At 54.9% G+C, this 12,800-nt stretch carries 13 protein-coding genes; 9 read left to right on the top strand and 4 right to left on the bottom strand.

The features are described 5' to 3' along the window. Window positions 1–49: 49 nt before the first annotated feature. Complete coding sequence (locus tag LG300_RS12325; RefSeq protein WP_404375614.1) at window positions 50–985, bottom strand: 2-hydroxyacid dehydrogenase; 936 nt, start codon at window positions 983–985, stop codon at window positions 50–52. 301 nt (window positions 986–1,286) lie between these two features. Between LG300_RS12325 and doeA the strand changes: the two genes are divergently transcribed. The 3 genes from doeA to LG300_RS12310 are packed head-to-tail and all read left to right on the top strand — an operon-like array spanning window position 1,287 to window position 4,035. Continuing rightward, a complete protein-coding gene (doeA, locus tag LG300_RS12320; protein WP_404375613.1) occupies window positions 1,287–2,486 on the top strand; it encodes an ectoine hydrolase DoeA in 1,200 nt (399 codons plus the stop codon). 26 nt (window positions 2,487–2,512) lie between these two features. Beyond that, window positions 2,513–3,544 carry a N(2)-acetyl-L-2,4-diaminobutanoate deacetylase DoeB gene (gene doeB / locus LG300_RS12315; protein WP_404375612.1) on the top strand — a complete coding sequence of 344 codons (1,032 nt, stop codon included), beginning with the start codon at window positions 2,513–2,515 and terminating at the stop codon, window positions 3,542–3,544. Window positions 3,545–3,552: 8 nt separating this feature from the next. After that, window positions 3,553–4,035 carry an Lrp/AsnC family transcriptional regulator gene (locus tag LG300_RS12310; protein WP_404375611.1) on the top strand — a complete coding sequence of 161 codons (483 nt, stop codon included), beginning with the start codon at window positions 3,553–3,555 and terminating at the stop codon, window positions 4,033–4,035. On the opposite strand, the gene LG300_RS12305 is transcribed toward LG300_RS12310, so the two are convergent. Next, window positions 4,030–5,259 carry a GGDEF domain-containing protein gene (locus LG300_RS12305; protein WP_404375610.1) on the bottom strand — a complete coding sequence of 410 codons (1,230 nt, stop codon included), beginning with the start codon at window positions 5,257–5,259 and terminating at the stop codon, window positions 4,030–4,032. The genes LG300_RS12310 and LG300_RS12305 overlap by 6 nt on opposite strands. Window positions 5,260–5,667: 408 nt before the next feature. On the opposite strand from LG300_RS12305, the gene LG300_RS12300 reads away from it, so the two are divergent. The 5 genes from LG300_RS12300 to LG300_RS12280 all read left to right on the top strand — a co-directional run bounded on the left by LG300_RS12300 (window position 5,668) and on the right by LG300_RS12280 (window position 10,526). Next, complete coding sequence (locus LG300_RS12300; RefSeq protein WP_404375609.1) at window positions 5,668–7,164, top strand: NAD-dependent succinate-semialdehyde dehydrogenase; 1,497 nt, start codon at window positions 5,668–5,670, stop codon at window positions 7,162–7,164. A 185-nt stretch (window positions 7,165–7,349) separates the two neighbouring features. After that, window positions 7,350–8,783 (top strand): aspartate aminotransferase family protein, encoded by a 1,434-nt coding sequence (locus LG300_RS12295; protein ID WP_404375608.1) that lies wholly within the window; start codon window positions 7,350–7,352, stop codon window positions 8,781–8,783. A 132-nt stretch (window positions 8,784–8,915) separates the two neighbouring features. Beyond that, a complete protein-coding gene (locus LG300_RS12290) occupies window positions 8,916–9,593 on the top strand; it encodes a haloacid dehalogenase type II (protein WP_404375607.1) in 678 nt (225 codons plus the stop codon). 63 nt (window positions 9,594–9,656) lie between these two features. Continuing rightward, entirely contained in the window at window positions 9,657–10,004 is a 348-nt protein-coding gene (locus LG300_RS12285; RefSeq protein ID WP_404375606.1) for a putative quinol monooxygenase, read from the top strand. 54 nt (window positions 10,005–10,058) lie between these two features. Then, on the top strand, window positions 10,059–10,526 hold the full coding sequence (locus LG300_RS12280; protein WP_404375605.1) for an S-ribosylhomocysteine lyase: 468 nt from the start codon (window positions 10,059–10,061) through the stop codon (window positions 10,524–10,526). A gap of 99 nt (window positions 10,527–10,625) precedes the next feature. On the opposite strand, the gene LG300_RS12275 is transcribed toward LG300_RS12280, so the two are convergent. Further along, window positions 10,626–11,006 carry a DUF3800 domain-containing protein gene (locus LG300_RS12275; protein WP_404375604.1) on the bottom strand — a complete coding sequence of 127 codons (381 nt, stop codon included), beginning with the start codon at window positions 11,004–11,006 and terminating at the stop codon, window positions 10,626–10,628. 329 nt (window positions 11,007–11,335) lie between these two features. Further along, entirely contained in the window at window positions 11,336–11,545 is a 210-nt protein-coding gene (locus tag LG300_RS12270) for a hypothetical protein (protein WP_404375603.1), read from the bottom strand. A 171-nt stretch (window positions 11,546–11,716) separates the two neighbouring features. On the opposite strand from LG300_RS12270, the gene LG300_RS12265 reads away from it, so the two are divergent. Beyond that, the gene (locus tag LG300_RS12265; protein ID WP_404375602.1) at window positions 11,717–12,754 is read left to right on the top strand and encodes a CNNM domain-containing protein; all 1,038 of its coding nucleotides are present in this window, start codon (window positions 11,717–11,719) and stop codon (window positions 12,752–12,754) included. Window positions 12,755–12,800 lie beyond the last annotated feature (46 nt).

The raw sequence follows: 12,800 nt of genomic DNA, 5'->3' as shown, positions 1-12,800 counted from the left end.
AGCGAGTGCTCGGTTCCTTGGGGGAGTATAACGAGCGTTACGTTACACGTCAGTAGCCTATATCAGGGTTAACGGTAGCCAGGGGTTCACCTGCTTCAAAGGCATGCAGGTATGAGATCACTTGATCAATGGCATCGTTCAATGGCGTCGGAGCTGCCATGTGCGGGGTAACAATAACCTTCGGATGCTGCCAGAGCGGGTTGTTTGCTGGTAGTGGCTCTTCATGAAACACGTCCAGCAGCGCCCCGCGCAGGTGCCCTGGCTGGCCGTCATGGCCGAGTGCATCCAGCAACGCCTGCTCATCAATTAAGCTGCCACGGCCAGGGTTGATCACGCTGGCACCTTTTGGCAGTTGCGCCAGCCGTTCGGCGTTAAGAATGTGCTGGGTAGCCGCTGTATCAGGGAGAATGGTGACTACGCTTTGCGCTTGGCTTAGCAGCTCATTTAAACCGTCATCGCCATGCAGGCAGTGAACGCCACTGATCTGTTTAGGGGTACGGCTCCAACCAATCACTGGAAACCCAGCCTGTTGAAGCGCGCTTGCCACATCGCTGCCGATAGCGCCTAGCCCCAGCACACCCACCGGCCAGTTCGCTTTGTCAGGCACGGCATGGGGCTGCCACTGGGCATGTGGCTGTTGCGCGGCGTAACGGTCCATGCTGCGGTAGAAGTGCAGTACGCCGTAGAGCACATAGTCGGCCATTAGCTCGCTCATTCCGGCATCGCGTAGCTTCACGATGGGCACATCCTTGGGGAGTCCTGGCGTCTTGAGCAAATAATCCACCCCAGCTCCCAAGTTAATAATGCCTTTTAGCTGTGTCTGCTCTTGGAGAAGATGAGCGGGCGCTTTCCAAACGGCTAAGTAGTCGGCGTTTACCCGCTCGTTTTCAGGGGCATCGCTGGTCAATACGGTGGCCTCTGGAAGCGCTTCTGCGATGGCTGATTGCCACTGAGCAGCGTCGTCAATATGCACCACGACTTTCATATTACCCCCTTGCTCTTAGTTGAGAATTCACCGTGACTATCATGGGGGAGAGGAGCTCAATACCGCAACTTAGACGCGTTAATTAAAGCACTGACACCACAGCGTTAAAATAAACGTTAACGAACCATGCAAATTTTGTCATAAAGCCTTTGACCAACAACCAAGGGAGAGTGCTAGTATCGCCGCTAAGACGACATTGGCGGGCCAACAGCGGCGGTGGCCAGGTCGATCCTGTGGCCCAGCGCAGTGATCCTTTAGGGGATGCGCTGGTTCTTAGTGATCTTTGATGGCGAGTTGCCCGATGACTGAGGTTTCCCTGCCTTTCACTCGTGAAGAGTATGCGAATCGACTGTGGAAGGTGCGTGCTGAGATGGCTGGTCGTGGTATTGACGTACTAATCGTCAGCGACCCCTCCAACATGGCGTGGCTAACCGGCTATGACGGTTGGTCTTTTTATGTTCACCAGTGTGTGCTGGTGGGACTTGAGGGCGAGCCGGTATGGTTCGGCCGTCGGATGGATGCCAACGGAGCCCTGCGCACCTGCTGGATTCATCCCGACAATATTACCTACTACCCGGACTACTACGTTCAGAACCCCGACATGCACCCGATGGAGTATCTGGCGCAGTCGATTATGCCTGATCGTGGCTGGCATACCGGTGTGGTGGGTATGGAGATGGATAACTACTACTTCTCCGCCAAAGCGTATCAAAGCTTGCTAAAAGAGTTGCCCCACGCACGCTTTATGGATGCTAACTCGCTGGTGAACTGGTGCCGGGCAATTAAGTCTCCCCAGGAAATTGCTTACATGCGGGTAGCGGCCAAAATTGTCGAAGGAATGCACTCGCGCATTCTTGAGGTGATTGAACCTGGCCTGCCCAAGAGTAAGCTGGTGTCGGAAATTTACCGCGTAGGTATTGAGGGCTTTGTCGATGAGAACGGCAAAGTGTTTGGCGGTGACTATCCCGCGATTGTGCCTATGCTGCCCACGGGTAAAGATGCTGCAGCGCCTCACCTCACCTGGGACGATACGCCATTTCGTACCGGTGAAGGTACCTTCTTTGAGATCGCGGGGGTGTTCAAGCGTTACCATGCGCCTATGTCGCGCACCGTGTTCCTCGGCACGCCACCGGCTGATTTTATCCGTGCGGAGTCGGCGCTGCTTGAAGGTATTGAAAACGGTTTGGCCGTTGCCAAACCCGGCAACCGCACGGCGGATATCGCCATGGCGCTGGGTGCCGCGATGGACAAGTACGGCTTTGACCGCGGCGGTGCCCGTTGTGGCTATCCCATCGGTATCTCTTATCCGCCTGATTGGGGCGAGCGCACCATGAGTCTGCGCCCCTCAGACGAAACGATTTTGCAGCCAGGCATGACCTTTCACTTTATGCCCGGCCTGTGGGTAGAAGATTGGGGCCTGGAAATTACCGAAAGTATTCTAATAACCGAAAATGGCTGCGAAACCCTGGCGAATTTTCCGCGCCAGCTATTCGTCAAATAGCCGCGTGACAACACAAGGGAAACACAATGACGCTCCAACCGAACCAACTGCGGCCAAGCCCCATTTCTGCCACCGTTGATTTCGACGCCGATGGCGTGCAGCACGGCTTTTTGAAACTGCCGATTTCCACCGATGAGTCCGCCTGGGGGGCGGTAATGATTCCGGTGACCGTGGTTAAAAATGGTGAAGGCCCCACGGCGCTGCTAACCGGCGGCAACCACGGCGATGAGTACGAGGGCATCACCTCGCTGTTGAAGCTCTCCTCAACGCTGAAAGCGGAAGATGTGACCGGGCGCGTCATTATCGTGCCCTGCATGAATACCCCAGCGGTGATGGCGGGTAAGCGCACCTCGCCCATGGATAAGGGCAACCTTAACCGCAGCTTCCCCGGTGACCCTAACGGTACGGTGACATCGCAAATTGCTGACTATTTTACCCGCGTCATGGTGCCCATGAGCGATGTAGTGCTTGACCTACACTCGGGTGGCCGCACGCTGGATATTCTGCCCTTTGGCGCTTCCCACGTGCTGGATGACAAAGCTCAACAGCAGGCGGCACTGGAAGGTGCAAAAGCCTTTGGTGCGCCTTACGCCATGGTGATGTTTGAACTAGATGCTGAAAAGCTCTTTGACACCGCCTGCGAGCGTCAGGGCAAGGTGTTTGTGGCGACCGAACTGGGTGGCGGTGGCACCTCCACGCCGCAAAGTATTGCGATTGCCGAGCGCGGCGTGCGCAACTTCTTGATCCACTACGGCTTGATAGAGGGCGAAGTGGAAATGCCCGAAGGCGGGCAGATGTATCTCGATATGCCGGATGCCAGTTGCTATGTGCAGAGCCAGCATTCAGGTGTGTTAGAGCTGCTGGTGGCACTGGGCGACGAAGTGAAAAAGGGCCAAACCATCGCCTATGTTTACGATATGACCCGCAGCGGCACCGCCCCGGTGGCGTACAAAGCCGAGCGTGACGGTGTTTTAATGGCGCGCCGAGCGCCAGCGCTGATCAATATGGGGGACACCCTGGCGGTGATCGCCGATGTTGTTGAACGTCTGGAGGCGTAGCCCCCGGTATGATGAAACTGGACCGCTACGATTTAAAAATTCTCGATATCCTCTCCCGGGATGGGCGGATTACCAAGTCTAAGCTGGCCGAAGCGATTAATCTTTCGGTCAGCCCTTGTTGGGAGCGGGTAAAGCGGCTGGAAAAAGCGGGAGTGATTGAAGGCTACACTGCGCGTATCAATGCGGATGTATTGGTACCGCGCAACCCGGTTTGGGTGCAGATCGAGCTCAAACAGCACAATGCCGAAAGCTTTGCCCGTTTTGAAGCGCTAGTGATGCAAACCCCTGAGGTAACCGAGTGCGTTGCAGTAGGCGGCGGCGTCGATTATCTAGTGAAGTTTGAAGCCCGCACCATTGATAGCTATCAGCGCTTGATAGATAAATGGCTGGTATCAGAGGCGGGTATCGAACGCTACTTTACTTATATCGTGACGAAAACCGTTAAGCACGCTCCCATCGGTATTGATATGGGGAGTAACACCGCTCTATAGCGTGTTGTCGCTGCTTGCGACACAAGGCCTAGAGAGATGAGGGCCGCAATCGGCATGTTGCGCATGGAAGCGCACACGATTGCGGCCCTCTCGCTTCGCTGCATATAAAGCTGCATCCGCCTCCTTAATAAACGTGTTGAGCTCTACATCTGGCTCAATAGGGCCCGCACACACACCCACGCTGATGGTAACTCGCCCCTCCTGGGTAGGCTGATGGGGAATCGCCAGCTCTGCAACCTCAGTACGTATTTTCTCCGCCAGTGTGAGGACATTAAAATCCTGGGCGCCTTGATCCGAACGCAAAATCAGAAACTCCTCCCCACCAAAACGGCACACCAAGTCCTCCTGGGTACAGGCAGCGCGAATAGCGCCTGCAACAGCGCGTAGGCAGTTATCCCCTTCCGCATGGCCGTAAAAATCGTTGAAGGCTTTGAAGTGATCTACGTCGATAAGAATGACCGCGATGCAGCACCGTGCACCTGATAGCTGCTGTAGGTCATCAGTAAAACGGGCTAACCCACGGCGGTTAGTTAACCCTGTTAAGGGGTCAATGTGCGAGATTTTTTCTAGCTCTGCATTGCGGGCAGATAGCTCCTCACGAAGCTGTTCCACGCTGATGTTTTTCAAATACAGCCGCAGTGACTCGGCGGAAAACCGATAGTTGGCGATTAACGTGAGCACTAGCACCGGTACGCCGAGCGCCAAGTGGTTAATGACATAAATGCTGGTCGCACCGTGTAAAAACCAAATAGTGGTGTAAAGGCAGGCAAATACAAACAGCGAGCTATAAAGGCTGTACTCAAAAGGTGGCGTTAAGACAATCGTCAGGACCATCAGAAACACCAGCCCGGCATAAAAATATTTGAGCACGCGTTCATTCTCAGAACCCAGCAGGATGACGCACCACACCACGGTGGCTAAACAGGCCACAAGCACGCCTGCTAGCTCCTTGCGGCGTATGGAGACTGGACGATTGTAATAGGCAAAAAGAAGCGCCGTGGCTGGAAGCATAATGATGCTGCGCAGTAACAGCGAGCGAGCAGTGATATCTGGCAGTAAATAGATATCTACCAGCGTGTAGAAGAAATAAAACGCCACGAGTAGTGAAGTAAGCAGCCGCAGTGAGCGCAGCTGCTCATCGTGGCGGTCAAGGTCGTACTTTTCACGCACGGTTGTGGTACCGATACGCTGTGACAACTGGTGGTAATACGGTAATCGATACACGGCACTGTCTCTCGGCTTGTGGAGCTGTATGCACTTAGCGATAGCTACTTGGTCGGTACGGTTACTCAGTAAAAATAGAGCCTTAGCTTAACCTGTAATCAGCAGCGAAAGGGGGGATAAAGCCATTTGTCACAATTATTTTACTTTTGTAAGGGGGTAGTAGCGCTTGCCCCGATACGAAAGAGCGCGCTACCACCAAAAAAAACCTGCCTAAATCGACGTTTCACAAAAAAAGTGCCGGGAATCCTCAGTGCTTTCAAAAACACTTCGTGGGCGTTCTCCCTTACTCTGGGCACATCAAAACAGCGCGGCAATGTCCTCTGCTGTTTTAAAGTGAATTTTAAAATGCAACGGTTTGTCGCCCACGATTGGCTTCACCGTGATTGGCTGCAACCTGCGGAGGTGCCCATGACTACACTATCGACCACGCTTGCTGAACGCTTGGAAGATCCGCGCCTGTTCCGGCAGTATGCCTACGTGAACGGCAAATGGACCCACGGTGAAGGCGGCCGCGAAGAGGCGGTATACGATCCCGCGACCAATGAAGCGATTGGCCATATTCCGCTGCTGGAAGCCGAGCAGATTACCGCCGCGGTGGATGCCGCCGAAGCGGCGTTTGTCCACTGGCGGGCACTGCGCGCCGACGAGCGCTGCGAACGCCTGCTGGCTTGGTACGACCTGATTCAAGCCAACCGTGAAGACCTCGCCACGATTATGACCTTGGAGCAGGGCAAACCGCTGCCCGATGCCCGTGGTGAAGTAGAGTATGGCGCAAGCTTCGTGCGTTGGTTCGCGGAAGAGGGTAAACGCACTTACGGCGAAACCATCCCGAGCCACATCCCCAATGCATCGCTTGGTACGATTAAAGAGCCAGTAGGCATTGCCGCGATGATTACGCCGTGGAACTTCCCGCTGGCGATGATCACACGTAAAGCCGCTGCCGCGCTGGCCGCAGGCTGCCCGGTGATTGTGAAGCCCGCCAACGAAACGCCGTTCTCGGCGCTGGCGCTGGCTGAGCTTGCTGAGCGAGCAGGCATTCCAGAAGGCATCTTTAACGTGGTGCTGGGCGAGCCTGCAGAAGTTTCCAAGATTCTGTGCAGCGAGCCGCGTATCCGTGCGCTCTCGTTCACCGGCTCTACCCGTGTTGGCCGCCTGCTTATCGAGCAAAGCGCTAACACCGTGAAGCGGCTTTCGCTGGAGCTTGGAGGTAACGCGCCGTTTATCGTCGGGCCGGATATGGACCCGAAAGAGGCTGCCTATGCAGCGGTAGCGGCCAAGTTCCAAACTGCCGGTCAAGATTGCCTAGCCGCTAACCGGATTCTGGTGCACGAATCGATTCACGATGCGTTTGTTGAGCAGTTTGCCGAGCGCATGGCGGCACTCACCGTGGGCAATGGCCTTCATGGCGAAGTCGATCTTGGCCCGCTCATTCACCGCCAAGCGGTGGAAAAAGCGGCAGCGATTGTGGATGACGCCATCTCCCAAGGCGCTACGCTGGTGGCGGGTGACCAAAGCCAAGCGCCGGGCGACAACTTCTTTATGCCCGTGCTACTGACCGGTGTAACGCCGAAAATGAAAGTATGGCGGGAAGAGAACTTTGCCCCCGTAGCCGGGATTACCGCTTATAGTAGCGACGACGAAGTGATCGAGATGGCCAACGACACTGAGTACGGCTTAGCTGCGTATATCTATACCCACGATATTCGCCGCATTTGGAAGCTGATGCGTGCGCTAGAGTACGGCATGGTAAGCGTCAACTCCGTGAAGATGACTGGCCCGCCCATTCCCTTCGGCGGCGTGAAGCAATCCGGCCTAGGCCGTGAAGGCGGCGCGACGGGTATCGATGAGTACCTGGAAACGAAGTACTACTGCCTGGGCGCACTGGGCTCGGTATCGGGTAGCTAATTGTAAAGAACAGCATCGCGCGCTGAAGCGCCCTCTCTGAACACCTATGCAGGAATTTGAGGGTGTTCTGTGGGAGGCCGGCTCTGCCGGGCGAAGGCACTATTAGGTGGCCAACATCTCGTCAGTCACCAAAGATAAAACACCCTCCCCAAGTATGGGGAGGCTTATCGTACAGAGAGAACGTTATGAGCTTGCACCAGGATCTGATCGAACGCGACCGCAAAGTCACCTTTCACGCCTCCACCCACCTGCGTGACTTCGCCCACGGCGATGCACCGGGCCGTGTGATTACCGGCGGTAAAGGCATCAACATCGTTGATAAAGATGGCCGTGAGTTCATCGATGGCTTTGCTGGCCTGTACTGCGTCAACATTGGCTATGGCCGCACTGAAGTGGCTGAAGCTATCTACAAGCAGGCGCTGGAACTCTCCTACTATCACACTTATGTAGGCCACTCCAACGAGCCGCAAATCGAGCTGTCTGAGCGCGTGCTGAAAATCGCCGGTATGAACATGTCCAAGGTCTACTACGGCATGTCCGGCTCTGACGCCAACGAAACCCAGCTCAAAATCGTGCGTTACTACAACAACGTACTGGGCCGCCCGCAGAAGAAAAAGGTCATCTCGCGTATGCGCGGTTACCACGGCTCCGGCATCGCGTCTGGCTCGCTCACCGGCCTGAAAGCGTTCCACGACCACTTCGATCTGCCGATTGAAACCATTCGCCACACGGAAGCGCCGCACTACTACCTGCGTGCCGCCGAGCAGCACGGCATGACCGAGCGCGAATTCTCTGCCTACTGTGCAGATAAGCTCGAAGCCATGATTCTGGAAGAGGGCCCGGACACCGTTGCCGCCTTTATCGGCGAGCCGGTACTTGGCACTGGTGGTATCGTGCCGCCGCCGGAAGGCTACTGGGAAGCCATTCAGCCCGTGCTGAAAAAGTACGACGTACTGCTGATCGCCGATGAAGTGGTATGTGGCTTCGGCCGTACCGGCTCCGACTTCGGCAGCCACCACTACAACATGCAGCCTGACCTGATCACCATCGCTAAGGGTCTGACCAGCGCCTACCAGCCGCTGTCTGGCGTAATTGTTGGTGACAAAGTATGGAAAGTGCTTGAGCAGGGTACTGGCGAGTTCGGCCCCATCGGCCACGGCTGGACCTACTCAGGCCACGCTCTGGGCTGTGCTGCAGGCATTGCGAACCTGGATATCATTGAGCGCGAAAACCTGGTGGGCAACGCGGCTGAAACCGGCGGTTACTTCCAAGAGCAGCTGAAGGCTACTTTTGAAGGCCACCCGCTGCTGGGTGACGTGCGCGGTGTTGGCCTGATGGCTGCGCTGGAGTTCTCTCCGGATGCCAAGCAGCGCCTGCACTTCGACCCCTCATTGAAGGTTGGCCCGCGTGTCGCGGCTGCCGCGCTGGAAGAGAACCTGATTGCCCGCGCCATGCCCCAAGGCGACATTCTTGGCTTCGCACCGCCGCTGACCATCAACCGTGGTGAAGTGGATGAGATGATTGCCCGCGCCAAACGCGCCATCGACCGCGTGACCGATGAGTTAGTGCGCTCTGGCGACCTGAAAACCGGCCAGCAAGAAGCCGCCTTTACGGTGTAATTGCCTGCTTTAGCTGGTTAAGCGCCGCTGCCGATGCAGCGGCGTTTTTGTTTTTGTTCGCGGCTGTTTTTGATCGCGGCGTCTATGCTGAATATAGTTAATAGGCACTGGATCGTTAAGGAGACGCCCACCATGCAACCGGTACTAGCCTTTGATGTATACGGCACGCTAATTGATACCCAGGGGGTAACCGTTGAACTGGAACGCCGCCTAAGCGATGCCACTAAGGCAGGCGAGTTTGCCAAACGCTGGCGGGAAAAGCAGCTGGAGTACAGCTTCCGCCATGGCCTGATGGGGGCTTATGTGCCCTTTACCGAGTGCACGCGTGAAGCGCTGGTATTCACCGACCGTGCGCTACAAACCGGCCTTTCCGATAATGACCACGACCACTTAATGGCCGTTTATGCGGAACTGCCTGCGTTCCCAGATGTGGTGCCTGCGCTGGACCAACTGCGCGATGCGGGCATCCGCTGCGTGGCTTTTTCCAACGGCACGGAAGAGGCTGTTAACCAGCTGTTGACCCGCGCAGGAGTCAAGAGCCACATGGATGCCGTGGTCAGCGTGGATGAAGTAAAGCGCTTCAAGCCCGACCCCGCCGTTTACGCCTACCTACGCACGCGGCTAGAAACGCGCCCGGAAAACACCTGGCTGATCTCCAGCAACCCCTTTGATGTGATTGGCGCGGCCCACGCGGGCTTGCGAAGCGCTTGGGTGCGCCGCCACTCGGATGCCCCCTTCGACCCCTGGGGGATTGAGCCGGATATGACGGTACCTGAATTAGAAACGCTGGCGGAACGGATGATGCGATAGGTTGGTATCTACCGCTATCGGCCCCATAATGGTGGGCAGAACCCTCCTTACATGGAACAAAACATGTCGAAAAAAATCTACTGCATCGCTAGCTTCAAGCCCAAGGCCGGTAAAGAGGAAGCCGTATTTAAAGCGCTGCAGAGCCTGGAACCTAATACCCATCGTGAAGATGCCTGCTTGCACTACACGGTGACCCGGCAAATTGATAACCCGTTTGCCCAGGGCACCAGCTACCCGATTGTGTTCCATGAAATTTGGGCCAGCCGCGAAGAGTTTGAAGCCCACTGCCAGCGCAAAGAAATTCAAGACTTCTTCGCCAAGCACGTTGAGTCGCCCGATGGCGACATTGAAGACGCCAATGTATGCGTTTACACCGATGAACCGTGGAATTTCGACGCTCCCAAGGTGTAACCAGCCTTCAACGTGTAGAATAGGCGAACGAAAGAGAGCGACGACGGAGCCACCATGACTGAAAAGAAAATGAACGTTGAAAGCTTTAACCTGGACCACACCAAGGTAAAAGCGCCCTATGTACGTTTGGCCGATATCAAAGAGGGCCAGAACGGCGACCGTATTCACAAGTACGACCTGCGGATCTGCCAGCCCAACAAAGAGCACATGGAGATGCCCGCGCTGCACTCCCTGGAGCACTTGATGGCGGAAATGTCGCGCAACCATACCGATAAAGTGGTCGATATCAGCCCGATGGGCTGCCAGACCGGCTTCTATATCGCGTTGATCAACCACGATGATTACGACGATGTACTATCAATCATCGAGAAAACCCTCAACGACGTACTGACCGCCACCGAAGTTCCCGCCTGCAACGAAATGCAGTGCGGCTGGGCCGCCAGCCACAGCCTGGAAGGCGCCCAGAAGCTCGCCAAAGGCCTACTGGCCAAGCGCAGTGAGTGGATCGAAGTGTTTGCGTAAGCAGCCTTGAGTCGGCTTAGAACGCAGAGCGCCCCCGTTATGGGGGCGTTTTGGTAGGGGGGCTTCTCATAAGTTGTGCGTGGCGATATATAGCGTTACTTATGCTGTTTGGCTGAAAGACTTGATAAAGTAGTTATAGAGCATGGAGTCATCGTGCCGAAGCCGTTCGTATACGCCTCGTTTGGCAACAACGATGGCTCTGTATTCAATCGATTGATGTTTTTGGCAGATTTCCGCCGCTTTTTCGCAGAACCATAGGCGAAGGCTATGCGGCATGTTGACCCACTTCATTTCTTCTTTTAGAGGCCATTTAGCTTTTTTCTTAACGTCCTTCACAGACCTGCAAAGGTATTTATTGGCTTCCAGACAAGTGAAAGCGCTGGCAATCGTTAGATGCTTTGAAGATCCACCTTTGCCAAAGGGTGCATCAAATTTCCAGCCTAAATCCCCGCTTTCATCAAGGTATATCAGTCGCTGCATAGGTGAGATCTAGTGCCGGAGAAAACAAAAGGCCACTGCGATAGCAATGGCCTTGAAATCAGGTGCAACCCCTGGGACCGGCGCACAAATCAGTACGCTTACGATGCTTACGCTGTCGCGGTTATCCAGGCCTTACTCGCACATATCAACAATCGCTGAATCCACAAATGTGGTCAAGCGTCGATAGTGTCTACGCCAGCCTTGCTGTTTATTGTCATATCACCTCACCAGCCGCCAGTGTTCGTCATCCTGCTGGGCTTGGTCGAGGGCGGCGAGGGCGGAGAGTACCTCGTTGACGCCTTTTAGCGGTTTGCGTTTGAACTGGGCGGCTAGGCTTTCCGCGCTGTGGGGGCTGGCGGCGAGCAGGGTGCTGACCAAACCTTACTGGCCGGGTCGGGCGTAGGTAGCTCAAGCAGCGCGCATAGCTCTGAAAGGAATAGCTGGTAGTTGGCCTTTTCGGTGCCGGTAGTGCCCTTCCAGCGGGCAATAAAGGTCTCAACGGCTTCAGGCGTAGCAACAGCAGCGGGCGCGTCAAACATCAGCAAGCATCCTTTCGGGCAGCAGTATTTAACAAGGTTATTTAACTAGATTAAGCGAGGTTAGATGTTAGCATGGGTATCTAAGTGAAAAAGCCCTTTTGTTGAACCGCCACTTGCTTCTGGCGGTCAGTGCCCCTATAACGCATTTATCATCAACTACATGAGCCTTCCATGTTCCTTCTTATCACGATTGCTACCTTCTCAATCGCGTTCTCCTTTCTTTGTTCTATTCTTGAAGCCGCGCTGCTGTCGATCACGCCGAGCTATATTGCCAAGCAAAAAGAGGATAACCCCAAACTACATGCGGCGCTGACCAAGCTGAAAACCAATATCGACCGCCCGCTGGCGGCGATTTTAACGCTCAATACTATTGCCCATACGGTAGGGGCAACGGCGGTGGGTGCTCAGGCAGCGGTTGTCTTTGGTGAGTCCTCCATTGCGATTGTCTCTGCGGTAATGACCATGCTGATCCTGATTCTCTCAGAGATTATTCCCAAAACGATTGGGGCGACTTACTGGCGTGGGTTGGCACCTGTTTTGCCGAAGCTGCTTAACCCTATGATTGTGGGCTTACTGCCCTTTATTTGGATGTCAGAGCAGATTACTCGCCGTTTGGGTAAGTCCGAACACGATGTGGACTTGCGCGATGAAATTAAAGTGCTGGCACGGGTTGGATTGGAAGAAAACGTGTTAGATGCGGACGAGTCGCGCACTATTATCAATATGCTGAACTTGCACGATATTGCGGTCAACAAGGCGATGACGCCGCGTACTGTGTGTGAAACCGTGCCGCCGAATATGACCGTTAGCGAGTTTGACGGGCAGTACGGTAAAGCACCGTTCACGCGTTTTCCGGTGATGGACAACGGCGAGCAGGCCTTTGGCTATGTGCATAAGGCAGATATGTACCATGCTGATGACAGCAAAACGATGCGTGAACTAATGCACCCGATTGGCAGCGTCGATGTTTCCAACAATGTGGAGCAGGTGTTTACGTCTATGCTGAAGGATCACTTGCACATGCGAGTGGTTTACGATGAACACGGCACCTTTGTGGGCCTGATCACGCTGGAAGATATTATCGAGACTATCCTTGGCCAAGATATCGTCGATGAAACCGACAGCGTCGCTAACCTGCGGCACTACGCAAAACAGCGTTGGGTGAAGCGTATTAAGCGTGAGGAGAAGGATGTGAAGCCGGCAGAGTGAACGCTGCCTGTCACTCATTGCCTTAGTGCTAAACGTTCTATAGTGA

The sequence above is a fragment of the Vreelandella aquamarina genome, assembly GCF_044805175.1.
Taxonomy (GTDB): domain Bacteria; phylum Pseudomonadota; class Gammaproteobacteria; order Pseudomonadales; family Halomonadaceae; genus Vreelandella; species Vreelandella aquamarina_B.
Note: the sequence above shows the minus strand (reverse complement) of the source record. Positions and strands in the feature narration are given on the sequence as shown.